This is a genomic window from Bradyrhizobium canariense (genome assembly GCF_900105125.1).
Lineage (GTDB): Bacteria > Pseudomonadota > Alphaproteobacteria > Rhizobiales > Xanthobacteraceae > Bradyrhizobium > Bradyrhizobium canariense_A.
Map to the genome: position 1 here is coordinate 4,990,966 of NZ_LT629750.1, position 23,094 is coordinate 5,014,059.

Below are 23,094 nucleotides of genomic sequence, written 5' to 3' on the forward strand. Positions count from 1 at the left end.
CAACGACGAAGCAATCCGGTCCTCCGTCATTCCGGGATGGTCCGAAGGACCAGACCCGGAATCTCGAGATTCCGGGTTCGATGCTTTGCATCGCCCCGGAATGACGGAAATCAGCTCGCCGGCAGAATCGAGCCTTCGACTTCACCAAAACCGACGCGGTAGCCGTCGCCCTGGCACCAGCCGCGCATGACAAGCGAGTCGCCGTCTTCGAGGAACGTCCGCTTGCGGCCCTCGGGCAACTCCAGCGGCTCGGTGCCGTTCCAGCTGATTTCGAGAAGGCTGCCGCGCTGATGCTTCTCGGGGCCGCTGATCGTGCCACTCCCTAAGAGATCGCCGATATTCATGGCGCAGCCGGACGACGCGTGGTGAACCAGTTGCTGCACCGACGACCAGTACATGTATTTGAAATTGGTGCGGCAGATCCGCATCGCCTCGTTCATCTGCGCCGCGCGCAGGCCGACATCGAGTTGCATGTCGTAATTGTTCGGCTGCGCTTGCTTTAAATACGATAGCGGCGTCGGGTTTTGCTCGGGCCCATGCACCCGGAATGGCTCAAGCGCCTCGCGCGTCACGATCCACGGGCTGATCGACGTGGCGAACGCCTTGGCCTGGAACGGTCCGAGCGGCACATATTCCCACTGCTGGATATCGCGCGCGCTCCAATCGTTCAGAAGCACAAAGCCGAAGATCATCTCTTCGGCCTGCTTTTCGCTCAGCATCTCGCCCATTCGCGAGGGTTGCCCGACCACGACACCCATTTCGAGTTCGAAGTCGAGCCGCTTGCAGGCCCCGAAACTCGGCAACTCCACATTCGGCGGCTTCAATTGGCCGCGCGGCCGGCGCACCTGGGTGCCACTGACCACGACGGTCGAAGCCCGCCCATTGTAGCCGATCGGCATGTGCAGCCAGTTCGGCTGCAACGCGTTATCCTTGCCGCGGAACATGACGCCGACATTGGTGGCGTGCTCCTTCGACGAATAGAAATCGGTGTAGCCGGCGACCGTGATCGGCAGATGCAGCTTTGCATCCGCCATCGGCACCAACGCACGCCGGCGAAGCTTCTCATTGTCGCGCAGTTCCGGATAATCGTGGCGCAATAACTCGCCGATCCGCGCCCGCGTGTTCGACCACACCTTCGGGCCCAGCGCCATGAACGGATTCAGCGTGGGCGCTGCGAACACCCCCGGTTCGACAACATCGATCCGGCAATCCTGCGCAAGTTGCCAGAGATCGAGCACGTAATCGCCGATCGCGACGCCGACACGTGGGGCGAGGCCGTCTTTTGATGAAAAAACGCCGTACGGCAGATTCTGGATCGGAAAATCAGACGCCGGATCGACCGATATGAAGGAACGAAGTTTGGGGTCGTTGGGATGGGGCAAGATAATTCTCCAATCAAACCATCGCCATGGCCGGGCCTGACCCGGCCATCCACGACTTCGCTTTCAGGCAACAACAAGACGTGGATGCCCGGGACAAGCCCGGGCATGACGGAAGGAAGATGACGACGGCGCTGACCTCACGGCCTGTTCGGATCGAAACGCTTCTCCAATCCCTTCCAGCAATCCGCATAATCATCCTGCAGGGTCGACGATCGCGCGGCATGCGCGGTGACGCGTTGCGGATATCGCGTCTCGAACATGAAGGCCATCGTGCCCGTCAGCTTGACCGGCTTCAATTCGCCATTGCTGGCGTGATCGAACGCCTGGCGATCCGGGCCGTGCGGCAACATGCAATTGTGCAAGGAAATGCCGCCGGGCGTGAAGCCCTGCGGCTTGGCGTCGTAGACGCCGTAGATCAGCCCCATGAACTCCGACATGATGTTCATGTGATACCAGGGCGGACGGAAGGTGTTTTCGGCCACCGCCCAGCGCTCGGGGAAAATCACGAAATCAATGTTAGCAGTGCCCGCGGTCTCCGATGGCGAGGTCAGCACGGTGAAGATCGACGGATCGGGATGGTCGAAGCCGATCGCGCCGACCGGCGAGAAAGTGCGAAGATCGTATTTGTACGGCGCGTAGTTGCCATGCCACGCCACCACGTCGATCGGCGAATGCGGCAATTCGGTCGCAAACAGCGAACCGCCCCATTTCACGAACAGCTCGGTTGGGGTGTCCTTGTCTTCATAGGCCGCGACGGGGGTGAGAAAGTCGCGCGAGTTGGCTAGGCAATTGGCGCCGATCGGGCCGCGCTCCGGCAACGTGAGCGCGCCGCCATAGTTCTCGCAGCAATAGCCGCGCGCGGGACCGGACGGAATCTCGACGCGGAATTTCACGCCGCGCGGGATCACCACGATCTCGCCGGGCTCGGCGTCGATGCGGCCGAACTCGGTGACGAAACGCAAATCTCCCTGCTGCAGCACGAACATCATCTCGCCATCGGCATTGTAGAAATGCTGATCGACCATCGATTTGGTGATGAGGTAGACATGCGCGGCCATGCCGGCCTGGGTGTTGACGTCGCCTGCCGTGGTCATGGTCTGCACACCCTGCAGGAACGTCATCTCCTGCTTCGGGATCGGCGCCGGATCCCAGCGCAATTGCGCGATCGGCATCTCGATTTCATGGCACGGCGCGGTGCGCCACAATCCCGCATCGACCTTGGTGAAGCGCCCGGAATGTTTCACCGAGGGGCGGATGCGATAGAGCCACGAGCGCTCGTTGGCGCCGCGCGGCGCGGTGAATGGCGAACCCGAGAGCTGCTCGGCGTAGAGCCCATAGGCGCAGCGCTGCGGCGAATTGCGCCCGATCGGCAGCGCGCCGGGCAGCGCCTCGGTTTCAAAGCTGTTGCCGAAGCCGGACATATAGCCCGGCGTGATATTGACCGAGCTGCGATTGATGGTGTCGGGCGAGGTATTGATATTCATGATTATCCTCCTTGCAGGCTGGCCCACATTTCCTGATCACGCTTGTCGGTCCAGATCACGGGATCGTCGATCCCTGACGCCTCGTCGAACGCGCGCGAGACGTTGAACGGCAGGCAGTGTTCGTAGATCGCAAAGCTCGAAAATTTCGGATCCATCACCTCGCGCGCCGCCGCCATCGTCTCCTTGAGATTGCGGCCCTTGGCGACAGCCGTTTCCGCCGCGCCATAGAGCGTGGCGACGAAATCGCGCGTCATTGCGATGGCTTCGCGACCGGTGGCGACACCCCTGAGCGCATCGCCACGTCCCGGTGCGATCGCCTTGGGATTGAAGGCGCGGATCTCGTTCAGCGTCGCCGGCCATTCGCGCAAATGCGCGTCGCCGCAATAACAGGCCGAATGATATTCAATCAGGTCGCCGGAAAACATCACCTCGGCGTCCGGCACCCATGCCACGATATCGCCCGAGGTGTGCCCCGCGCCGAGCTGCATCAGCCGCACTTCGCGCTTGCCCAGATAAATCGACATCTCGCCTTCGAAGGTCAGCGTCGGCCAGGTCAGGCCCGGAATGCTTTGCGCATCCTGGAACAGGCGCGGAAAGCGGCCATACTCCGAATCCCAATCCTGCTGGCCGCGCTCCTCGACCAGCCGATAGGTTTCCTGCGAGGCGATGATGCCCTGCGCCTTGTAGGCGGAGGCGCCGAGCACGCGCACGGCATGATAGTGCGATAGCACCACATACTTGATTGGCTTGTCGGTGACGGTACGCACCCGCTCGATCACCTTATGCGCCATCGCCGGGGTTGCCTGGGCGTCGAACACCAGGCAGCCATCGTCGCCGACGATGACAGCGGAGTTCGGATCACCTTCGGCGGTGAAGGCATAGAGATCGGTGCCGATCTCGGAGAAGGTGATTTTCTTTTCCGCCAGATCCGTGGTGGACGCGAAACCCTTGGCCATCGATTCAATTCCCTTTTACGTCTATTGTTGTTGCTGCTGTTGCTGGTCGTCCGCCACCATTCGCCGTTTCGCCAGCGCAATTGCTTCGCGCAACACGGCGAGATCGCCGATATGGTTGGCGAGAATCAGAACCAGCGCCGCGTCGAGATCGGCGCTTTGCGCGTCGCTTAATCCGCGATGCGCCTCGACGATGGCGCGGAAGGCGTCATCCGGCTTGGTAAAATTCGAGTCCGTCGACAGTGCCATGATCGCTGCCTTTACCCCTGACCTGCGGCATGCGCCAATGCGGCTTCGATCGCGCCGCGTGTCGGATGCTTGAAACGCGCGGCGACATAGCCGTCAGGCCGCAGCAGATAGGCCGTGCCGGGTTCCGCATCATAGCGCATACCAGCCAGACCCGTGGAATCGGACAAACCATCGGGATCGCCGATGCGGATCACGCCGACCCCATCGGGGATTTCGACCGCCGCGCCATTGCTAAACTCAAGCAGCGCAAATCGCGCTCCCGCTGCGATGAAGGCGTCGGTCAAAAACGTGGTCTCGCCGGAGCGCGACGTCACCGGCGCGTCCAACATCGAGGCGCCCGGCCGGGGCCCGCCGCGCCATCCGTCGCAATCTGCGCTCGATAACGGCGAATCGTAGATCGAGGGCACCGACAGCCGCCCGCCATTGACCATGCGCTTGCCGAATTCGGTTTCCTTGGCCAGCGACAGCACGGCCCTGCGCAGCCGCGCTTCCTGGTGCGAGCTCGGCGCCATGAAATCGGTGGAGCGGGTTGATTCCCTGATATTCTCGTCGGCCGCAGCGCTGCGCTCGGTGTGATAACTCTCCAGCAATTTCTCCGGCGATATCCCCCGCAGCACGCGATCGAGTTTCCACGCGATGTTTTCGGCATCCTCGAGGCCAGAATTGGCGCCGCGTGCGCCGAACGGCGAGACCTGATGCGCGGCATCGCCGGCAAAGATCACGCGGCCGTGGATGAACTTGTCCATCCGGCGACACTGGAATTTGTAGAGCGAGATCCATTCGAAATCGAACTTGTCATGGCCGAGCATGCGGGCGATACGCGGCCGCACATTCTCCGGCCGTTTCTCGACCGCTGGATCCGCATCCGGATTGAGCTGCAAATCGATCCGCCAGATGTCGTCCGGCTGCTTGTGCAGCAGCGCCGAACGGCCGGCGTGAAACGGCGGGTCGAACCAGAACCAGCGCTCGGTCGGAAATTCCGCCGTCATCTTGACGTCGGCGATCAGGAATTGATCCTCGAACACCTGGCCGGCGAATTCCGCGCCCACCATTTGCCGCAGCGATGAGCGGGCGCCGTCACAGGCCACGACATATTCCGCGCGCAACCGATAAGACCCGTCCGGCGTCTCGATCGCCAGCGCCACGTGGTCGTTGCGCCGTTCGAGGCCGGTCACCTTGTTGCGCCAGCGCAGGTCGATCCCGGAAAGCTCCTCGACCCGATCGACCAGATAGGCTTCGGCGTAGAATTGCTGAAGATTGATGAAGGCGGGCCGCTTGTGCCCTTCCTCCGGCAAGAGGTTGAACTGATAGAGCTGAGAGTTGCCGTGGAAGATCTTGCCGACGCTCCACACCACGCCCTTATCCACCATGCGGCTGCCGACGCCGAGCCGATCCCAGAACTCCAGCGAGCGTTTGGAAAAGCAGATCGCGCGCGACCCGTCACCGATCCGGTCGGCATCGTCGAGCAGCACGACGCGCTGGCCGCGCTGCGCCAGATCGATCGCGAGCGACAGTCCGACCGGTCCGGCGCCGACCACCACCACCGGATATTCAGCGGCATCGACGCCGGAGCGATCCTGATCGGGATGGCGGCGATAGCCGAACTGGGTTTTGGATGGCTGCGCCATGCGCTCAACTTGCTCTGGCCAAGGGGAGGCATCCCCGCTAAGATAGTCGCACCCGCAACTATCTTAAACGCCCTGCGCGTGCGGCCGTCAACTCAAATTGGAGCGATTTTTGCCAAAAGCGTTTTCAAGCGAAGTCGATTCCGGTTCGCGTCGAGAAAACGCGTCTCATCAAGGCTCGAGGCTTGACCTCTTTAGGTTTGTACCATTTCGCCTGAACCGGCTGGCGGCCGAGGTCAGCGCAGCACTTTCCAGCGAATATCGCGAGCGCTACGGCCTGGACATCCCGGAATGGCGCGTGCTGGCGACGCTCGGCTTTCGCAACGAGGCGTGCAGCGCGCAATACATCGCCCATTGCACCCGCACCCATAAGTCCACCATCAGCCGTGCCGTCACCGCGCTGATGACGCGGCAACTCGTGGAGCGCGTCGAAAACGAAGACGATCGCCGCGAATACAGGCTGCGCATGACCCGCAAGGGCAAGGCGCTGTACGAGGAGCTGATCCCGCGCCTGCTGCACAAGGAACAGGACATCCTGTCTTGCCTCTCGGCACGGGAGCGCAAGGATTTTGCGTTGATGCTCGGCAAGATCGAGCAGAGCCTCGATCTGGTGCAGACTCGCGAACAGGCGAGCGAGACCGAGGCGTATTGATCATCCCGTCATTCCGGGACGCGCGCCTGCGCGCGGACCCGGAATCTGGAGATGATACGGCGCGAGATTCCGGGTTCGCCAGCTGCGCTCGCGCCCCGGAATGACGGCTGTGATTTCATGGCGACCGCTCACTTTGCTGCCGTCACCACGATCTCCACGATATGCGGCGCTTCGAGCTCGACGCCGATGCAGGCCCGCATCGGCGGATTGTTGCGGTCGACCCATTCGTCCCAGGCGCGGTTCATCTCGCTCTTCTGCTTGATGTCGGCGATGTAGACGATGGCCGAGAGAATCTTGCTCTTGTCCGAGCCGCACAGCGCGAGGCTCTCGTCGATGCGGGCAAGCGCTTTGACGCTTTGCTCATACATGGAAGAGGTCACCGGATCGGGCGCGACCGCCACGGTGAATACGAGACCATCGTGGACGACGGCGCGGCTGCGGGTTGGCGTGAGGCCCGCAAAGCGGTTGATCATGGCCTGCTCCCCTAGATTATTTGCTGCCAATGTGTCTTGCGATCACCGGAAAATACGCATCACCCGAACCGGCATCGATCGCTTCCTGCAGGATCTTGCCGATCAGCTCGGCGCCGCGGATCTTGATGCCAGCGTCGCTGGCCAGTTCCAGCGCATAGGACAGGTCCTTTAGCGCGTATTCCGTTGAGAACGCGCGGTCTGGGAAGACCCCTGGCACGATCGCCTTCATGCCGTGATTACGCAGCGCAAAACTGTCGGCCGAGCCTTTCGACAGCGTGTCGAGCAAAAGTTTTGGATCGACGCCATTGCGCTTGGCGACCGCGACCGCTTCTGCCAAGGCGTTGACGGTCTCGAACAGCACCATGTTGTTGAGGATTTTGGTCACCTGTCCCGCGCCCGTATCGCCGCAACGCGTCACATCGGTGGCAAAGCAGCGGATCAGAGGCTCGATCGCGGCGTATAGTTCCGGCGAAGCCCCGACCATGACGCTGAGCGTGCCATCCTGCGCCGCCTGCCGGGTGCGGGCGATCGGCGCATCGGCCCATGAGGCGCCCCTGGCCTGCAATTGTTTTGCGAAATCGCGGGTCTGGTTGACCGATGACGTTCCGAGATCGACGACGACCTGACCCGTTCGGATGTTCTTCAGGATGCCGTCGCCTTCGAACACGGCGCGCGCGTGTTTTGCGCTGGGCAGACACAGAAACACAATATCGCTGGTGTTGATGATTTCGGCAACAGAACTGGCGACCGTGGCGCCCTCGGCACGCAGCCGCGCCAGCGGCTCCGACGCAAGGTCGAACACGATCACGGCCGCGCCGCTCTTCTTCACGAGGTTGCGGCAGATCGGCTCACCCATTACGCCTAAGCCGATAAAGCCGATGGTCTTGTAGTCAGGCATCTGTTCACTCGTATTTCATTTTTGGCGCATGTCCTTCACGCGAACCGGTCTCTGCCCCGGATCGCGCCCAGGACGTGCTTTCGCCCGCAAACGCTTGTTACTTGGCGAACGAGCGCGAGGGATTGAGGTGCAACGCGAAGGCGTCGACCTTGTCGCTGGCGCGCGGATAGATTTCGCTCACGATTGGATCATGGCCGGGAATGAAACGGTCGGGATGGCCGGCCAGACGCTCGACGATTTCCCAGCCCTGCGCCATGTCGCCGATATTATAGACGATCGGAAACGGGCTGCGGCGGTGCAAATTGCCGTAGTAATGCGCGGCATCCGACGCGAGCACCACCGGCCCGCGCGCGGTCTCGACGCGCACCACCTGCAAGCCGTCGGAATGGCCGCCGACACGATGCACCGTCACCCCCGGCGCGATCTCGCCGTCACCGGAATGGAAAGTAACCCGCTCGCCATAGACATGGCGCACCATCAGCGTCACGTGCTCGATCGAAAACGGATGCCGCAACATGCCGTTGCACATGCAGCGGCCGGTGGCATAGGCCATTTCGCGTTCCTGCAGGTGAAACCGCGCGCTGGGAAAGCAGTCGAGGTTGCCGGCATGGTCGTAATGCAGATGGGTGACGACGACGTCCTTGATGCTGTCGGCCTTGACGCCGAAGCGCTCCAGCGCGTCGACCGGATTAAGCGTAAGCTTGCGCGCGCGCGTCTTCGCTTCTTCCGCGTTAAAGCCGGTATCGACCAGAATCTCGCGCCCGCCACCGCGGATCAGCCAGACGAAATAATCGAGGTCCTGGGCCGCGGTCTCGTGCGGATCCGGCACGAGATAATTCAAGTGAGGGGTGCGCGGCGACATCGTCGCATAGCGGAGCGCGTAAATTTCGTAGACGTTTCCCATCGGTTTCACTTTTCTTGATTGCGGAGCTTGCCGACAGCAACAAGCCATCGTCCTTCGCAAAGGTCAAACCCGCGAGCCGCATGTCAGATGCATGACAAGGAGCCCCTGTGAGGCCAATCACATTACCAGGGAAGAATTTTCAGTGAAGGCCTGACCAGGGAACTCGCGCTATCGGCGGAACATGGCGCGCGATTTATTCCCTCGAACGGGTAGCTGCCGGCGCGGTTGATTGTCGCGATAACCACGACTCTACAAGCAGTTGACGGTTGGCTAACCCGGTTTGATAATGCGTTTTTGTAGAGTAAGGTCGCCGCGGCGCGAGCCGAGATCGGCGCCTTTTGGGCTGGACTGCCGTCGCATGAATATTCGCCTCGCATTGTTCCTGACAATGCTTTTTTCGATTACGTCAACCGCCCCTTCGCTCGCCGCGGGCGATCGGTATGCGTTGGTCATCGGCAACGCCAAGTATCCCGATGCCGACGCCCCCCTCAAAGAACCCCTCAATGACGCGCGCGACGTCGCCGACGAGCTCAAGCGCGATGGATTTAACGTCGATGTCGGAGAGAACCTGACGGGCGAAGCGATGCGGCGCGCCTTCGATCGGCTCTATGGCAAGATCAAGCCCGGCTCGGTCGCGCTGATTTTCTTCAGCGGCTTCGGCGTCCAGGCCGCGCGGCAAAGCTACATGATCCCGATTGACGCACAGATCTGGACCGAACCGGACGTGCGCCGTGACGGCTTCAGTCTGGAAAGCGTGCTCGGCGAAATCAACAATCGCGGTGCGGGCGTCAAAATCGCCCTGGTCGACGCCTCCCGGCGCAATCCCTTCGAACGCCGGTTCCGCAGCTTCTCGGCTGGCCTGGCACCGGTGATTGCACCCAACGGCACATTGGTGATGTATTCAGCCGCGCTCAGCTCTGTCGTCAGCGACAATGGCGGCGATCGCAGCCTGTTCGTTCAGGAACTGCTCAAGGAAATTCGCGTTCCCGGCCTGATGGCCGAAGAGGCGCTCAATCGAACCCGGGTCGGGGTCACCCGCGCCTCCCGCAGCGAGCAAGTGCCCTGGATTTCATCCTCTTTGGCCGAGGATTTCGCCTTTATTCCGGGGCCGCCTCCGGGCCCGGTGACGGATGTGGCGGGCCGCCCTGCGGAGCCCGAGCCGCTGGCGCCGCCGCCTCGGGTCGAGACGCCGCCGCCGCCGAAGTTGCCGGAAGTTGCGCTTGCTCCTCCCGCCGCCAAACCGGAGGACAAAAATGACGCGCCGGCCCCGTCGTTTGCCGATGATCCGACCGTCAAAAGCCTGACCGCCAGGCTCGCCGATAATCCTGATGATGGCAACGCGCTGTATCGGCGCGGACAGGTCTATGCCAGCAAGGGCGCGTACAGCCTTGCCCTCAGTGACTTCACGGACTCGCTGCGGCTCAACCCCAAGGATGTCGAAGCCTACAACAATCGCTGCTGGGTGCGCACCATTACCGGTGACCTGCAGGGCGCGTTGAAAGATTGCAACGAAGCGCTTCGGCTGCGTCCGAGCTTTGTCGACGCGCTCGACAGCCGCGGCCTGCTCAACTTGAAGAGCGGGCAGGTCAAGAATGCGATTGCCGATTTCGACGCGGCCCTCAAGATCAATCCGAGATTGACCTCGTCGCTGTATGGACGCGGCCTTGCCAAGCAACGTAACGGCGCGGGCCCGGAAGGCGATCTGGATATCGCCAATGCCAAGGCCATGGATCCGAATATCGTCAAGGAATTCGCCAGTTACGGGGTACGTTGACCGACATTCAGGTTACCAGGCTCGGCCCCTTGCTCGAACCTCGGGACGGCGCCGGAGACATATTGATCAGAGACATATCAATCAGAGACACATTAATCAGCCATACTGAAGACGCCGCCACGGCCGCGTGCGATTTGTAACCCGTTTGTATTTTGCGGCTTATTCGCAACTGTATTGAAAACGCGCTCATTGCGCAGGAGGGACTGGCAATGTCGAAGATATCCGGAAGGAGAAATCTCTCCACGATCCTGTCGATCATGACGATCGGCGTTACGCTTTCGGTCGGCCTGGGAACAGCTCTCGCCGGCGATGACAATGTGACCGAGGATCAAATCGTCCGGGCGCTCACCCCACCGCCGCAAAAGCCGCTGACCCGAGGCCTGTCGGTGGGCCCGCAGGCCGATCCGGCCGCCATCGCCGCCGAGGGACGCTTTGTTCGAACCATCCGCAACCGCACCACGCGGTCGCTTTCGAGCGGCGAGCGTGAGGAAATCGCCACCATCGCCCAAACCAAGCCGAATATCGATTTGGAGATCAACTTCGACTATAATTCGGCCGATATCAGCGCAAAATCACTGCCGTCGGTTCAGGCCCTGGGGCGCGCGCTGAGCAATCCCGATTTGAAGGGCTCGACCTTCATCGTGGCCGGCTATACCGATGCGGCCGGCGGCGAGGCCTATAATCAGGACCTGTCCGAGCGGCGGGCGGACGCCATCAAGCATTACCTGGCCGACAAATTCGGCATCGCCGGCAGCGATCTGGTGACCGTCGGATACGGCAAGACCAAGCTCAAGGACCCGAGCCAGCCACTGGCGGAAGTGAACCGCCGCGTTCAGGTGGTCAATATGCAAAGCAAGGAGACCGCGTCCAAGTGAATGGGGCGTGGCGCTGAGTAAAATTTTGCAGCTACAATGCGTCCCGCACCCCTGCGGGACGCTCGTCGTTTCGGAATCCATTTCGGATAGCCGAACCAGCGCCGCGGCCACAGCTCGATACGATACAGGTCTGGATTGATCCGGCGATGATGCTGTCCGAATACCTCAAACCTGCGCTGACGGTCGCCGGCATCGCTGTCCTGGGCGTCGGATATTATCTGTTCGATCACCGGTCGCATCCGGAAGAAAAGGAAACGCCGGGTCAGGCCCTTGTCATTGTGACGAAAGCCACCAACGCCTGCTTCTCCGACCTGGTGCGGGTCACCGGTTTTGTGGTGCCGCGCAGGGAAGCCGTCGTCGGCGCCGACCAGGAAGGCTCCAAGGTGACCGACCTCTTCGTCCGCGAAGGCGACACGGTCACCGACAATCAGGAACTGGCGCGCCTGAGTGCGCCGCAGCAACAGCCCGGTGCACCCGCACGATCCAATCAGGCGCCGGTATCGCTGCGCGCGCCAGCCGCGGGACTTGTCACCGAAGTCAGAACCATTGTCGGCGCACCGGCCTCACCGCAGGCCGGGCCGATGTTTCGAATCTCCGTCAATAACGAGGTCGAGCTGGACGCCCAGGTGCCGGCCGTCCACATATTGAAACTCAATCCGGGAGCGACGGTGCGGATCAGCCGGGACGACGCGCCTGACCTGGTCGGACGCGTCAGGCTGGTTTCGCCGCAAATCGATCGCGCCAGCCAGCTCGGCCACATCAGGATTTCGCTGACCAACAACCCGTCTCTCAAGGTCGGCATGTTCGCCCGCGCCAGCATCGACGCCAAGCGCAGCTGCGGCGTCGCGATCCCCCGCACCGCGATTGACCATCTGACCGTTCAGGTGGTGAAAGGAAATACCGTCGAGACGCGGAACGTCCGGGTCGGACTGGTATCGGACACATCAATCGAAATCCTGGAAGGCCTCGATGTGGGCGAGACCGTCGTGGCCGATGCCGGCAGCTCGCTGCATGACGGCGACCAGATCAAGACCATGTTCGCTGACGAACTCGAGCGCACGCGGGGACAGTAATGGCTCTGAATATCTCGGCATGGTCGATCCGAAATCCGCTTCCGTCCGTCGTCTTTTCGATCATCCTGCTGGTGCTGGGCTGGGTCAGCTTCGGCAAGCTCGCGGTGACGCGGCTGCCGAGCGCCGATATCCCGGTGATCTCGGTTGCGGTATCGCAGTTCGGCGCGGCGCCCGCCGAGCTTGAATCGCAGGTCACCAAGACCATTGAAGACGGCGTCTCGGGTGTCGAGGGCGTGCGGCATATTACATCTTCGATCACCGACGGCCTGTCGGTGACGACGATCCAGTTCGCGCTTGAGACCAACACCGACCGGGCGCTGAACGACGTCAAGGACGCCGTCACCCGTGTCCGCGCCAACCTGCCGCAGAACGTCAATGAGCCGCTGATCCAGCGCGTCGACGTGATCGGCCTGCCGATCGTCACCTATGCCGCGATCTCGCCGGGCAAGACGCCCGAACAATTGTCCTATTTCGTCGACGACGTCGTCAAACGCGCGCTGCAGGGTGTGCGCGGCGTCGCCCAGGTCGAGCGCATCGGCGGTGTCGAGCGCGAAATCCTGGTCTCGCTCGATCCCGACCGGCTGCAGGCCGCAGGCCTCACCGCGGTGAACGTCAGCCAAAGCCTGCGCGGCACCAATGTCGACCTTGCCGGCGGCCGGGCGGAAATCGGCAAGAACGATCAGGCGATCCGCACACTGGCCGGCGCCAAGACGCTCAACGAGCTTGCCGGAACCATGATCCCGCTGTTTTCCGGCGGGGAAGTGCGCCTCGATGATCTCGGCACCGTCACCGACACCATCGCCGACCGCCGCACCTTCGCCCGCTTCAACGGTGAGCCGGTGGTAGCACTCGGCATCAAGCGATCGAAGGGCGCCAGCGACGTGGTCGTTGCCGGCCTCGTGCAGAAGCGGATCGACGCGCTGAAAGCTCAGTATCCCGACGTCGACCTCAAGCTGATCGACACCTCGGTGGATTTCACCAAGGGCAATTACGAGGCCGCGATTTCGACCTTGTTCGAGGGCGCTATTCTTGCCGTTATCATCGTGCTGCTGTTCCTGCGGGACATCCGCGCCACCATCATCGCCGCGATCTCGCTGCCGCTGTCGATCTTCCCGGCGTTCTGGGCGATGGACATTCTCGGCTTTTCGCTGAACCTCGTCAGCTTCCTCGCCATCACGCTTTCAACCGGTATTCTGGTCGACGATGCCATCGTCGAGATCGAGAACATCGTGCGCCATATGCGGATGGGCAAGTCGCCCTATCGCGCCGCACTCGAAGCCGCCGACGAAATCGGCCTCGCCGTGATCGCCATCAGTCTCACCATCATCGCGATCTTCGCACCAGCGAGCTTCATGTCCGGCATCGCCGGACAGTTTTTCAAGCAATTCGGCATCACGGTCTCGGTGCAGGTGTTCTTCTCCTTGCTCGCCGCGCGCTTCGTCACGCCGGTGCTGGCCGCCTATTTCCTGAAACACCATGGACATGATGATCCGCCGCCGGGACGCGCGCTGATGGCCTATGCGCGGCTCGTGACCTGGTCGGTGCGGCACCACTACCTCACGGTGCTGATCGGCCTTGGAATCTTCGCCGCTTCGATCTGGAGCATCACGCTGCTGCCGCAAGGCTTCTTGCCGGCGCAGGACACCGCGCGCTCGCTGCTGGCGATGGAATTACCGCCCGGCTCGCAACTCGCCTACACCGAGAAGGTCACCGAGGAAATCGTTGCGCGGCTGCGCAAGCATCCCGAGGTCAGAAGCGTGTTCGTCGACGGCGGTCGGGTGCCTCCGGGGATCCAGGAAGTACGCCGCGCCTCGCTGATCATCAATTACACGCCAAAGAGCGCACGCAAGATTACCCAGCGCGAACTCGAACTCGAGATCAGCAACGAGCTCGATAACGTTCCGGACATCCGATTCTGGTTCCTCGACGAGAACGGCCTGCGCGCGATCTCGCTGGTCGTGACCGGCGCCGACAGCAACATCGTCAGCAACGTCGCCAGCGAATTGGCGACGCAGATGAAGCGGATTCCGATCATCGCCAACGTGATCTCCGAGGTGTCGCTCGACCGGCCCGAACTTCGCATCCAGCCGCGCGCGGACCTCGCCGCACGGCTCGGTGTTTCCACCGAGAGCCTGTCGCAGACGATCCGCGTCGCGACGATCGGCGACGTCGGTCCGGCGCTGGCCAAATTCGACGCCGGCGACCGGCTGGTTCCGATCCGCGTCCAGCTCGAGGACTCCGCGCGCGGCGATCTGCCGCTGCTCGAGGAATTGCGCGTGCCGCTGGGCGAGCACGGCGAAAAGGGCGGCGTCCCGCTGTCTGTTGTCGCCGACATCAAGCTCGATCAGGGTCCGACCAGCATCAACCGCTACGACCGGGAACGCCAGGCCACCGTGGCGGCGGACCTCGTCGGGTCAGCCGCGCTCGGCGATGCCACCAAGAAGATCTACGATCTGCCGGTCATGAAAAGCCTGCCGAAAGGCGTGAAGGTGAGCCCGTCAGGCGACGCTGAAAGCCTGAACGAGCTGTCGGATGGATTTGCCACCGCGATCACCGCCGGCCTGATGATGGTCTACGCGGTGCTGGTGCTGCTGTTCGGCACCTTCCTGCAACCGATCACCATCCTGTTCTCGCTGCCGCTCTCGATCGGCGGCGCGATCGCGGCCTTGCTCATCACCGGCAAGCAGCTGACGACGCCGGTATGGATCGGCATCCTGATGCTGATGGGCATCGTGACCAAGAACGCCATCATGCTGGTGGAGTTCGCGATCGAATCGATCCGCGATGGCAAGCCTCGCCACGAAGCGATCGTCGATGCCGGCATGAAGCGCGCGCGACCCATCGTCATGACCACGATCGCGATGGCCGCCGGCATGATGCCAAGCGCGCTGGCGTTCGGCGCCGGCGGAGAATTCCGTTCCCCGATGGCGCTCGCCGTGATCGGCGGGCTGATCTTTTCAACCGTGCTGTCGCTGGTGTTCGTGCCGGCGATGTTCATGGTGATGGACGATCTCGGCGCGCTGATCTGGCACTTTGGCAAGAGACTCGTGGTTTCGCACGCCGGCACCGAGGAGGCGGCGGCTGATCACGGCACTCAGCCGCCGGCCGATCACAAAAAGCCACCGGGCATCGTACATTCGCCGGCGGCAGAATAAGCGCCGGGTGCGCCCACCAAGGAACCACCCGGCCAAAATACAGATTCGCTATTTCAACGCTTGAAGCGCTCGGCCCGGCATCCTCACTGAGCCGTCAAGCTCGATATGCCCTGAGTTTTTACGACAGGTTGCGGATTCCATTTGCCGGTTAGGGCATCGGATTTCGGGCCGTAGAGACGCATGGTCAGATTGAACGGCCCCTTGGGGGCAGGAAGCCAGTTGGCTTCCTTGTCCGCTCCCGGGCTCTCGTTCTGGAAATACAGATCCAGCGAGCCATCGGCATTGTATTTGAACGGCATCCAGCTGCTGACGGCGAAGCGGTTCAGGACGTTGCCGACCTGAAAACCTTCTTGATCGTAAAGCGTGATGGACCAGAACGCATTGACAGGCGGAGCCGCCCCCTTCTCGAAAGTGATCGTATATTTGTTCGCGCCATCGAGTGGTTTGCCGGACTCGTCCGCAATATTGAGCGGGTAGATCGCATCCTCGACCAGATTTGCGCCAAGGCCAAGCTGCGCGACGATGGCCCGCTTCAGATAGTAATTGCCGTAGACGCCCATGGTGTCGGTGTTCATCGACCAGCCATTCACGAGCCGCGCTATCGTTGGAACCTTCCAGGCCATCAGCTTTTGTGCGTCCTGCGGCGCGGATTCCAGCGCTCTTTGCACAGCGGGCTCGAGCTTTGCGATGTCAAAGCTTTTGCCTCGCTCAATTCCAATCTTTTTCATCTGTGCGACGATGGGCTCATCGGTGATGTGGGGCGGCTGGAGCTTGAGCAACTCCGCCGCGTAAGCGAAATAGGCCGCGGCGGCCATGGTATCGACCTGCACCTTCGGCGGGGTCTTCATGTCGACGTTGGCATCGATCTTGACCTCCATCGGCTTTAGCGTTTTGCCGAATTCCGAAAGCAACGCCACCTTGTAGCCAGCCTGGATCTTATGGACCGTATCATAGTCCTGCGGGCCGTCCGTCTTGGTGCGGCCGATGATCCAGACATAGGGCGTCGGCGCCTCGATACGCTGGGTGTCCTTTGGAAGTTTGAACTCGTCAGCGAAGTTATCGCGCAGGTCCGGCCGCCAGCCCGGAGGCGTTACCAGAAACGTCCCCGCTTTGGTGCCCGTCGTTCGCCAGCCTGGCGACGCGAAAACGTCGGTCCACATGTCGAGCATCGGCAGCAGGTAGTATCGTCCGTCGGTGTCGGGAACGCTGATCACGACGGGCTCTTTCGACATGTCGAGCCATGCGCTGGAATAAAGCGTGTCGAAGTTGGGTCGCACGACGCCTTTGAAATTCGCCGGCGGGTATTCGGGCACGTTGACGAACGTGTTCATCGGGCCTTTGAAATTTTCCTTGCCGGGTTCAACGTTCGTGAATTGCTTTCGCGTGATGTCCATCGACAGCAGCGAATAGAAATAAACATAGGCGTCCACCGCGATCGCGTGCGCCTCCTGTTCGGTGATGACACTCTGCGCCTGCGCGGCCGGTGCTAGAACGGGGTAGACAAGAAGGCTCATAACCAAGGCGGCAGTGCTTTTTAACATGTCACTCTCCTGTGGTCGAAAGACGCGACAGGACGATCCGCCCTGCCGTGTCTGGAGCGTGACATGGATGTATGACCGATGGAACTTTAGAAAGAACCGGCCATGAGGACGTGATGCCGCAGTGCTCACCGCGATTCAGAGCTTCGGAAGTAGATTAAATTTGACGAAATCGGAGCGGCGCATTGCAGTATCGTGCGGGCCGGTCAGGCAGATTCGTGTCCCGCATCGATGATGGAATCGCGTGGAATTCTGGATACCGTTTTCGTCGGCACCAAAATTATCGGCGTATCATTCCGCGCCGCTACTCGTTCCGCGCCACCGCGGTCAGCTTGCTCATGTTCTGCAACAAGATCCGGCCACGCTGTAAATCCAAAATGCCGTCCTTGCGCCAGGTCTGAAGCTGGCGATTGACGCTTTCGCGCGCCGCGCCAACGAAAACGCCGAGCTGCTCCTGCGAAATATGCACTTCGGAGCCGAAATCGGACGCCAGCGCGCAGAGCCTTCGCGCCAGGCGAACCGGCAGCGGCTGCAGGACGGATTCCTCCATCCGCTCGCTTTGCCACCGGATGCGCTGGCATAACAGCCTGATGATTTTGATCGCGACCTTTGGCTCGCGTTCAAGGTGGGCGAGGAAATCCTCGCGCCGCAGCACGAATAATTCGGTGGCTTCGCCCGCGGTCGCATCGGCCGTGCGGCTCTCGCCGTCGAGCACAGCGACCTCGCCGAACAGATCGCCGGAGCCCATGAAATTCAAAGTCAGACGGCTACCGTCGGAAGCGCCGGTCTCGATCCGGATCTGGCCCCGGCGAACGCCGAACAGCGCGTCGCCGCTGTCGCCCTTCTGGAACAGGACTTCGCCGACCGCGAGCTGCTGGGTGTGGCAAAGGCCGGAGATCCGCGCCAATTCGTCGGCGCCGAGATCCGCGAACATCGGGTTCATCTTCAAGATAACCGCAAACTCGGTTTGTTTACTCATGGCAATACCTTCCGGAACTTCAAATGCAGGCGTATCAAAATTTGCGTCCCTGGAAGTGTGTCATAAGTCACATAACTTTGCAGCAGCCCCGGTTTATTTTTGGCGGCTCTGAGCAGCTTGCCCGTTCCGGGATAAGCTCGGACCACCGGCCGCGATCGATCATGGCGCGGCCGGAATCGATGCCGCTTGCCCGGGTTGGAATATCGCCATGAGAGCACTGAAAATCGCGGGCGCCGCTGTCGCCGCACTGATCGTCGTCGCCGTGCTGCTCTTGTTGATCGGGGTTCCCTCCGATTTCATGACCTCGGCAGTACAGTCACGGGTTGAGCGCGAAACCGGATACCGGCTGACAATTGCGGGCACGACCAAAATCGGCGTCTGGCCGTCGCTGAACGTGACGTTGAACGACGTCACGCTGCAGGATCCCAAAGACCGCGACACCAGCAATCGGCTGACCGTCGGCAGCATCCAGGCCGACATGACATTGGCGAGCGTGTGGTCCGGTCATCCGCACATCACCGAACTCGTGATCGCCCGTCCGGTTCTGTCCGTCCCGCTGCTGCGTGAGCGAACCGCTCCACGCGTGTCCTCTTCGAACGCAGCGGCGCCTTCCGGCGAAGCCGATACAAATGCGGTCTCGATCGATCGCGTGAAGATCACCGACGGCACGATCGTGTTTTCCAATCTGCGCGACCGCGTCGAGAACCGCATCGAAGGCATCAGCGCCGACGCGCTGATCGGCGCCGATCGCAACGTCAAGGTCACCGGAAGCGCGCATGCCGGCGAGCATCCACTCAAGTTCGACATCAAGGCGACGGTGCCGGCCCCGCCGATCGAGCGACAGAACATTCCCCTCGAGCTGACGCTGGAGGCGCCGAACCTCCTGCAAAGCCCGCTGTCGAGCAAGGCCGAGGTCCGGCTCAACGGGTCGGTGGTCATGATCAACGGTATCACGGGAACACTGGGCGATGGCGCGTTCAATGGATGGGCGTCGGTCGATATCGCCAGCAAGCCGCTGGTCAAGCTCGACCTCGACTTCCAGCGGCTTGACGTCGCGACGGCCAGCACTCCCGCAGGGTCTCCATCGCAGCCGTGGAGCAATGCATCGATCGATCTTGCCGGATTGAATTATGTCGATCTCCAGGCGAGGATTTCAGCCGACCAGTTGAGCATCGGCAGCACGCATGTCGCGCCAGTCGCGACCGAAGCCACGCTCGCCAGCGGCGTGCTGAAATGCAGGTTTGCAAACCTCGGCGCCTATGGCGGCCAGGCCAACGGCGATCTCATCATCGACGCATCGGGCAGCAATCCCAGCTTCACCCTGCGCAGCGATCTCGCCGGCATCCGCGCGCTGCCGCTGCTGCAAAGCGCTGCCGATTTCGACAAGCTCGACGGCAAGTTGCAGGCGAAATTGGCGCTGCGCTCCTCCGGCGCAAGCCAGCGCGCCATCATGTCGAATCTGGATGGAACGGCGTTCGTCGTTTTTCAGGATGGCGCAATCCGCGGCATCAACGTCGCGCAGATGATCCGCTCGCTGACATCGGGCACGCTGTCGGGATGGCAAGAAGGGAAAGAGCAAGCCACCGATCTCACGCAGCTCAGCGCGTCGTTCCACATCGAAAAAGGCCAGGCCACCAGCAGCGACCTCAACCTGGTCGGCCCGCTGGTACGCGTGACCGGCGCGGGCACCGTCGACCTCGGCGAGAAGTCGCTGGCGTTTCGGGTCGAGCCGAAGCTTGTGATGACGACCGAGGGTCAGGGCCGGACCTCCGATCCGGTGGGACTTGGCATCCCCGTCGTGATCGACGGCCCGTGGGCGCAGCCGCGCATCTACCCCGACATGGCCGGCGTGCTGGACAATCCGGATGCGGCCTATGCCAAGCTCAAGGAAATGGGCAAAGGCCTGTTCGGATCGGATGGCGCCCTCAACGGATTGGGAGGAATGCTGGGTGGCAACGGCTCGGCCACTAACGGATCGGCCGGTGGTAACGACCAGCTCGGCGGCAATCTCGGGCAAACTCTGGGGACCATGATCCAGCAGGGCCTGCGCCAAAGCCGCACTATTTCGCCGGCGTCTCCCGCGCCAGGCGAACCATCCGCGCCCGCCCCAGGCAATCCACCGCCGCCGCCCTCGCAAGACAGCCAGCCGATGAACGACGTCCTGAAGCAATTGTTCAACCGCTGACGGTCGAACGCCGCGCGCAATTGCCGCGAAAACAGCCCCAAAATCAGGCAGATCGCACGCTAACCACGCCGCCAGCCCCCGGCGGCTCCCGTCGAATTGTGCTAAAGAAGCGAGGCTTGAGACGACCGTGGCTGCCGCCATCTGGCGCGCACGAGGATCTGAATGATCGGGGTCAAGGACAAAATCGGGTTTCGGCGCGAGGGCCTGTTCGCCAAATACGTCATCGCCCTCGTCGGACTCGTGGTGTTCGTGCTGGCCGTCAACGGCGCGTTCGAGATCTGGATCAGCTATCGCGCCACCAAGACCACGCTGACCGACGCGATGGCGGAAAAGGCCGACGCGACGGCGCAGCGGATCGAGCAATCGATCTCCGATCTGGAGCGGCAGATCAGCTGGGTGACGCGCGCCAGCTCCAGCTCGCTCGAGCAACATCGATCCGACTATGCTCAGCTGCTCAATCAGGTGCCCGCCGTCACCCAGCTCTCGCTGTTGAACGGCAGCGGCCGCGAGACGCTTCGGCTGTCGCGCAGCGCGATTTTGGTCAACGGCGGCGCGGATTTTTCCCGCGACATGCGGTACAGCGAAACCGTCTCCCGGGGCGTGAGTTTCGTGCCCGCCGATTTCCGGGGATCGCAGCCCTATATGTCGATCGCGGTGTCGCACACCGGATTCAATGCCGGCGTCACCGTCGCCGAGGTCGATCTTCGCTTCCTGTCGGATTTTCTCGGCGATGCGCAGATCGGCAAGGCCACCTACGCCTATGTGGTCGATCCCCGCGGCAAGGTGCTGGCGAGTTCGGCGAACGGGCCCGAGGTCGGCAAGGACCTCGCGGCATTGCCGCAGGTCGCGGCCTTGATTGCGCCAAATAGCCGGGCCCCGGCCTCGGGCACCGACGCCGAAGGCCAGTCGGTGTTGACCGCGTCGAGTACGGTGCCAAAGCTCGGCTGGTCCGTGTTGTTCGAGCAGCCGACGGCGCAGGCGCTGGCGCCGATCCGCGATCAATTGCTGCGGATCGCGTTGCTGATCGGGCTCGGGCTTGCGGTGGCGATCCTGGCCGGCATCGTGATGGCGCGGCGGATGCTGGTGCCGATCACGGCGCTGCGCGCCGGCGCGCGCCGTCTCGGCGCCGGCGATTTCAGCCATCGCATCGAGGTGCGCACCGCGGACGAGCTGGAAGAACTCGCCGGCCAGTTCAACAGCATGGCGGGGCAACTGGCGGAAACCTATTCCGGCCTGGAAACCAAGGTGGAGGAGCGGACCCGCGATCTCGCGCAGTCGATCAACGAGCTGAAAGTGCTGGAAGAGGTCGGCCGCGCCGTTGCCTCCTCGCTCGACCTCACGGCGGTGCTGCCCACCGTGGCGGCGCGCGCGCTCGAAATCACCCACGCCGACGCGGTGCTGATCTACGGCTATGACGCAGCCAACCACTGCTTCAATCTCGCTGAATCCATCGGCATCGATAAGGCCGCGGAAGGCCAGCATCTCGCCATCGAAGAGAATGGCAGCGTGCTCGGCGAAGCCGCGGCCAACGGCGAGCCGGTCGCGATCCCTGATCTCGCCGGCGCCGGAGACATCCTGTTGCGCGACGTTGCGATCGCGGCCGGCTTCAATTCGGTGCTGGTGGTGCCGCTGGTCGATCAAAAGGGCATCCTGGGCTCGCTGGTGGTGTTGCGGCGAAATGCCGGCGAGTTTTCTTCCAACCTGATCGGATTGATGCGCACTTTCGCGCACCAATCGGTGCTGGCGATGCGCAACGCGCGGCTGTTCACCGAAGTGGATCAGAAAGGCCGCGAGCTCGCGAGCGCGCACAGCACCGTTCAGCAGCAGGCCGGCAAGCTGCAGGAGCAGACCGAGCAACTCAAGCACTGGAACCGGTCGCTGGAAGAACGCGTCGAAAAGCAGCTCGCGGAGATCGAACGCATCCGCCGCCTCGAGCGTTTCCTGGCGCCGCAGGTCGCGCAGCTCATTGCCTCCTCCGACGGGCACGATGCGCTGCTCGACAGCCATCGCCGCGAAGTGACGGTCGTGTTCTGCGACCTGCGCGGCTTCACCGCCTTCACCGAGACCACCGAGCCGGAAGAGGCGATGAATGTGCTGCGGGAATATCACGCAGCGCTCGGCGAACTGATCTTCCGCTATGAGGGCACGCTCGATCGCTATGCCGGCGACGGCGTGATGATCCTGTTCAATGCGCCAATTCAATTTGACGATCATACCAAGCGCGCGGTGAAGATGGCGGTCGAGATGCGCGACACGATTGGTGAGCTGACCGAGCGCTGGCGCAACCGCGGACATAGCTTAGGGTTTGGCGTCGGCATCGCGCTCGGCTACGCCACGCTGGGCCAGATCGGGTTCGAGCAGCGGCTGGAATACGCCGCGATCGGCAGCGTCACCAATCTCGCCTCGCGACTGTGCGACGAAGCCAAGGCGAACCAGATCGTGGTCTCGCGCCGAGTCTACGGCATGGTCGAGCCATGGGTCGAAGCCAGGCCACTCGATGATCTCGTGCTCAAGGGATTCAATCATCCGGTGCTGGCTGTCGAAATCCTGCAATGGCGCGAGGAAGTCGACAATGTCGTCGACGTCTCGCCGGCGACGGCGCGGCGGCGCAAGCAGTAGTCTTGAGCGCGCTTGCGCCTTTTGACTCTGCGTACCAGGCTCCACGCGATCCAGGGCCGCAGTCGTAGTGTTCCCTCCCCCCTTGCGGGGGAGGGTCAGGGAGGGGGGTAAGCCACACGCACCTGTGCTCGTGGCTTACCCCCCCTCTCCAACTCTCCCCCGCAAGGGGGGAGAGAGCCGAGCGGAGCATGCGGCCCTACAGTTTCGTAGGGTGGGTAAAGGCGCGCTTGCGCCGTGCCCACCTTTTTTGCGTGAAGACTCTGGTGGGCACGCTGC

Annotated in this window: 17 protein-coding genes; 7 read left to right on the forward strand and 10 right to left on the reverse strand. The window is 62.2% G+C overall.

Annotation, left to right across the window (positions count from 1 at the left end; translation table 11 throughout):
• Positions 1-110: 110 nt before the first annotated feature.
• From fahA to BLV09_RS23745, 5 genes are all read right to left on the reverse strand, one after another.
• Positions 111-1,382 carry a fumarylacetoacetase gene (gene fahA, locus BLV09_RS23725; RefSeq protein WP_146689117.1) on the reverse strand — a complete coding sequence of 424 codons (1,272 nt, stop codon included), beginning with the start codon at positions 1,380-1,382 and terminating at the stop codon, positions 111-113.
• 137 nt (positions 1,383-1,519) lie between these two features.
• Positions 1,520-2,866, reverse strand: a complete 1,347-nt coding sequence (gene hmgA, locus BLV09_RS23730) for a homogentisate 1,2-dioxygenase (protein ID WP_167558866.1) — start codon at positions 2,864-2,866, stop codon at positions 1,520-1,522.
• A 2-nt stretch (positions 2,867-2,868) separates the two neighbouring features.
• Entirely contained in the window at positions 2,869-3,822 is a 954-nt protein-coding gene (locus BLV09_RS23735; RefSeq protein WP_100384694.1) for an MBL fold metallo-hydrolase, read from the reverse strand.
• Between the two features lie 21 nt (positions 3,823-3,843).
• Positions 3,844-4,068: a DUF2783 domain-containing protein gene (locus tag BLV09_RS23740; RefSeq protein WP_100384695.1), complete on the reverse strand. Its 225-nt coding sequence runs from the start codon at positions 4,066-4,068 to the stop codon at positions 3,844-3,846.
• 11 nt (positions 4,069-4,079) lie between these two features.
• Positions 4,080-5,696, reverse strand: a complete 1,617-nt coding sequence (locus BLV09_RS23745) for an FAD-dependent oxidoreductase (RefSeq protein ID WP_146689119.1) — start codon at positions 5,694-5,696, stop codon at positions 4,080-4,082.
• A 211-nt stretch (positions 5,697-5,907) separates the two neighbouring features.
• On the opposite strand from BLV09_RS23745, the gene BLV09_RS23750 reads away from it, so the two are divergent.
• On the forward strand, positions 5,908-6,345 hold the full coding sequence (locus BLV09_RS23750) for a MarR family winged helix-turn-helix transcriptional regulator (protein WP_244549198.1): 438 nt from the start codon (positions 5,908-5,910) through the stop codon (positions 6,343-6,345).
• Positions 6,346-6,473: 128 nt separating this feature from the next.
• Here the strand turns inward: BLV09_RS23750 and BLV09_RS23755 are convergent, their stop codons facing one another.
• The 3 genes from BLV09_RS23755 to BLV09_RS23765 form a co-directional block, all read right to left on the reverse strand.
• Complete coding sequence (locus BLV09_RS23755; RefSeq protein ID WP_146689121.1) at positions 6,474-6,818, reverse strand: RidA family protein; 345 nt, start codon at positions 6,816-6,818, stop codon at positions 6,474-6,476.
• Positions 6,819-6,834: 16 nt separating this feature from the next.
• Positions 6,835-7,716 (reverse strand): NAD(P)-dependent oxidoreductase, encoded by an 882-nt coding sequence (locus BLV09_RS23760; RefSeq protein ID WP_146689122.1) that lies wholly within the window; start codon positions 7,714-7,716, stop codon positions 6,835-6,837.
• A 97-nt stretch (positions 7,717-7,813) separates the two neighbouring features.
• Positions 7,814-8,620 (reverse strand): N-acyl homoserine lactonase family protein, encoded by an 807-nt coding sequence (locus BLV09_RS23765; RefSeq protein ID WP_167558867.1) that lies wholly within the window; start codon positions 8,618-8,620, stop codon positions 7,814-7,816.
• 358 nt (positions 8,621-8,978) lie between these two features.
• Between BLV09_RS23765 and BLV09_RS23770 the strand changes: the two genes are divergently transcribed.
• The 4 genes from BLV09_RS23770 (at position 8,979) to BLV09_RS23785 (ending at position 15,497) form a co-directional block, all read left to right on the forward strand.
• A complete protein-coding gene (locus BLV09_RS23770; protein WP_146689124.1) occupies positions 8,979-10,394 on the forward strand; it encodes a caspase family protein in 1,416 nt (471 codons plus the stop codon).
• A 209-nt stretch (positions 10,395-10,603) separates the two neighbouring features.
• On the forward strand, positions 10,604-11,269 hold the full coding sequence (locus BLV09_RS23775; protein ID WP_146689125.1) for an OmpA family protein: 666 nt from the start codon (positions 10,604-10,606) through the stop codon (positions 11,267-11,269).
• Positions 11,270-11,415: 146 nt separating this feature from the next.
• Positions 11,416-12,342, forward strand: a complete 927-nt coding sequence (locus BLV09_RS23780; protein WP_146689126.1) for an efflux RND transporter periplasmic adaptor subunit — start codon at positions 11,416-11,418, stop codon at positions 12,340-12,342.
• Complete coding sequence (locus tag BLV09_RS23785; protein ID WP_146689127.1) at positions 12,342-15,497, forward strand: efflux RND transporter permease subunit; 3,156 nt, start codon at positions 12,342-12,344, stop codon at positions 15,495-15,497. Before BLV09_RS23780 ends, BLV09_RS23785 begins: the two co-directional genes overlap by 1 nt.
• Positions 15,498-15,580: 83 nt before the next feature.
• On the opposite strand, the gene BLV09_RS23790 is transcribed toward BLV09_RS23785, so the two are convergent.
• Together BLV09_RS23790 and BLV09_RS23795 are read right to left on the reverse strand one after the other, a co-directional pair.
• Entirely contained in the window at positions 15,581-17,038 is a 1,458-nt protein-coding gene (locus BLV09_RS23790; RefSeq protein WP_146689128.1) for a DUF1254 domain-containing protein, read from the reverse strand.
• Positions 17,039-17,339: 301 nt separating this feature from the next.
• Entirely contained in the window at positions 17,340-18,014 is a 675-nt protein-coding gene (locus tag BLV09_RS23795) for a Crp/Fnr family transcriptional regulator (protein ID WP_146689129.1), read from the reverse strand.
• 208 nt (positions 18,015-18,222) lie between these two features.
• Here BLV09_RS23795 and BLV09_RS23800 point away from each other — a divergent pair, with 208 nt between their 5' ends.
• Entirely contained in the window at positions 18,223-20,199 is a 1,977-nt protein-coding gene (locus BLV09_RS23800; RefSeq protein ID WP_146689130.1) for an AsmA family protein, read from the forward strand.
• Positions 20,200-20,361: 162 nt separating this feature from the next.
• Positions 20,362-22,818 carry an adenylate/guanylate cyclase domain-containing protein gene (locus tag BLV09_RS23805; RefSeq protein ID WP_146689131.1) on the forward strand — a complete coding sequence of 819 codons (2,457 nt, stop codon included), beginning with the start codon at positions 20,362-20,364 and terminating at the stop codon, positions 22,816-22,818.
• The last annotated feature ends 276 nt before the right edge of the window (positions 22,819-23,094 follow it).

Bases quoted from the DNA above. Each gene is read 5' to 3' on its own strand.
- hmgA (WP_167558866.1), bottom strand. From the start codon at position 2,866: ATGAATATCAATACCTCGCCCGACACCATCAATCGCAGCTCGGTCAAT.
- BLV09_RS23735 (WP_100384694.1), bottom strand. From the start codon at position 3,822: ATGGCCAAGGGTTTCGCGTCCACCACGGATCTGGCGGAAAAGAAAATC.
- BLV09_RS23740 (WP_100384695.1), bottom strand. From the start codon at position 4,068: ATGGCACTGTCGACGGACTCGAATTTTACCAAGCCGGATGACGCCTTC.
- BLV09_RS23745 (WP_146689119.1), bottom strand. From the start codon at position 5,696: ATGGCGCAGCCATCCAAAACCCAGTTCGGCTATCGCCGCCATCCCGAT.
- BLV09_RS23755 (WP_146689121.1), bottom strand. From the start codon at position 6,818: ATGATCAACCGCTTTGCGGGCCTCACGCCAACCCGCAGCCGCGCCGTC.
- BLV09_RS23760 (WP_146689122.1), bottom strand. From the start codon at position 7,716: ATGCCTGACTACAAGACCATCGGCTTTATCGGCTTAGGCGTAATGGGT.
- BLV09_RS23765 (WP_167558867.1), bottom strand. From the start codon at position 8,620: ATGGGAAACGTCTACGAAATTTACGCGCTCCGCTATGCGACGATGTCG.
- BLV09_RS23770 (WP_146689124.1), top strand. From the start codon at position 8,979: ATGAATATTCGCCTCGCATTGTTCCTGACAATGCTTTTTTCGATTACG.
- BLV09_RS23775 (WP_146689125.1), top strand. From the start codon at position 10,604: ATGTCGAAGATATCCGGAAGGAGAAATCTCTCCACGATCCTGTCGATC.
- BLV09_RS23780 (WP_146689126.1), top strand. From the start codon at position 11,416: ATGATGCTGTCCGAATACCTCAAACCTGCGCTGACGGTCGCCGGCATC.
- BLV09_RS23785 (WP_146689127.1), top strand. From the start codon at position 12,342: ATGGCTCTGAATATCTCGGCATGGTCGATCCGAAATCCGCTTCCGTCC.
- BLV09_RS23790 (WP_146689128.1), bottom strand. From the start codon at position 17,038: ATGTTAAAAAGCACTGCCGCCTTGGTTATGAGCCTTCTTGTCTACCCC.
- BLV09_RS23795 (WP_146689129.1), bottom strand. From the start codon at position 18,014: ATGAGTAAACAAACCGAGTTTGCGGTTATCTTGAAGATGAACCCGATG.
- BLV09_RS23800 (WP_146689130.1), top strand. From the start codon at position 18,223: ATGAGAGCACTGAAAATCGCGGGCGCCGCTGTCGCCGCACTGATCGTC.
- BLV09_RS23805 (WP_146689131.1), top strand. From the start codon at position 20,362: ATGATCGGGGTCAAGGACAAAATCGGGTTTCGGCGCGAGGGCCTGTTC.